This window comes from Planktothrix sp. FACHB-1355 (assembly GCF_014748295.1).
Lineage (GTDB): Bacteria > Cyanobacteriota > Cyanobacteriia > Cyanobacteriales > Aerosakkonemataceae > Aerosakkonema > Aerosakkonema funiforme_A.
Map to the genome: position 1 here is coordinate 1 of NZ_JACJUP010001333.1, position 1,632 is coordinate 1,632.

At 43.5% G+C, this 1,632-nt stretch carries 2 protein-coding genes; both read right to left on the reverse strand.

All coding sequences use genetic code 11. The features are described 5' to 3' along the window. Positions 1-118: 118 nt before the first annotated feature. Complete coding sequence (locus H6S82_RS32105) at positions 119-826, reverse strand: chemotaxis protein CheW (RefSeq protein ID WP_322111914.1); 708 nt, start codon at positions 824-826, stop codon at positions 119-121. A 128-nt stretch (positions 827-954) separates the two neighbouring features. Further along, positions 955-1,632 (reverse strand): methyl-accepting chemotaxis protein (locus H6S82_RS32110; protein ID WP_242057200.1); only part of this gene is annotated, 678 nt, incomplete at its 5' end.

Consider the following 1,632-nt stretch of genomic DNA (forward strand, 5'->3'; position numbering starts at 1 on the left):
AGTTCTTTTGCAGAGGAGGGTTGGTTTTCTAGCGCCAACAAATTTTCGTTTAATATTGCTGCCTGGGCTTCCACTTCCATCCGGAACAAATCCAGCATGGAGTAACCGCTTATATCTGTCACGTTATCCTCCTGTTTATGTTGTAAAACAGCAATTCATCATCCAAATAACTAACTTTTTTGTTTTGCCAATTTATCACCGCTTTGGTATAAGATTCATTGGATTGAGTTATGACTGCTGGTGCGGGGCGAAATTGATGGGGGTGAAAGCGTTGAATGCTGGAAACTTCATCGACGCTAAAAACCCAACGTTCCTCATTTTTTTCAACTACTACCATCCGTTCTTGGACAACGGGATTTGATTTAGAATTTTTGCTTTTTTCTGGTATTTCTAAACCCAAGAGGTTGCTGAGGGAAATGCACATGAGAATTTCGCCTCGAATGTTCACAATACCCAGTAATATTTTGTTGGTGCGGTGCGGTATGGTGTGGATGACGCTGGGAGGCGTAACTTCTTTAAATAAGTTAGCTGGCAGAGCTAGCCATTCTACGCCCAAGCGAAAGATGATGACTGCTTGAGTTTTAGTATTTTCGCTTTGAGATGACCCTTCTGGAAGCTGAGTTTGAGCAAATAAATTTGTCCATTCATCAATGTAGCCTTCTGGTGCATCTCGTTCCAGCAAGCCGCGCCCCGCAGCGGAATAAACCGGGCAGTTGCGGCAGTGAATGTAGGTTTTGAGTTCCTTACAGGAGCGATCGCCGCCTACACCGATTTTATTCCAGCAGTCGTTTAAAATTGTTTGTGTGATTGTAATACGTTTTTCCACTTTATGCCTCTCAATTTTTCAACTCCTTTTAACCGAAAATTTTTCCTTTTTACGAGCGGAAATTTTAGAAGCTCTATCCTGGTTTGTTTTTATTAAAACATTTTTTCCTCTCTGCTTCTAGAGCGGGCTCAATTACTCCCAAAAGCAGCCATTTGCAGTCTTAATCTTTGGGCTGCCTCATCTAACTGACTGAGCGCCGAGTTAGTTTCGCGGAGTCCGCTAGATGTTTGCTCGGATGCTTCGGTTAATTGTGACATTGCTTCTCTAATTTGTGCAGATCCTTCTGATTGTTCTTCCATGCTTTGACTGACACTTTCAAATCGCGGGATCAATCCCTGTACTTGCTCAATTACCACTGCCATTTGGTCGCCTATTTGCCCTACTTTTTCTACGCTATCAGTCACGGATTTATTGTATTTATCCATTTCCATGACGCCTGTAGCCACTGCATTTTGCATTTCTTTGACCATTTGTTCGATTTCCAAAGTAGCGACGGCTGTTTGGTCTGCCAGTCGGCGAATTTCTCTAGCTACTACAGCAAAACCGGCTCCGTATTCTCCGGCTTTTTCGGCTTCAATTGCCGCGTTTAAGGAAAGTAAGTTGGTTTGGTCTGCTACTTTAGTGATGGTGGTGACAACTTTGTTGATGTTGTTCGCTTTTTCGCTCATTACGCCCAGTTTATTGGCGATCGAAGACGTGGCTGATGCCAACTGCCCCATGACGCTTTCCATTTGTGAAAGGTCTTTTTGACTGTTGCCAGCAGCTTGGGCAGTAGATTGCGCCAAAAATGCGACTTGTTCCATTGT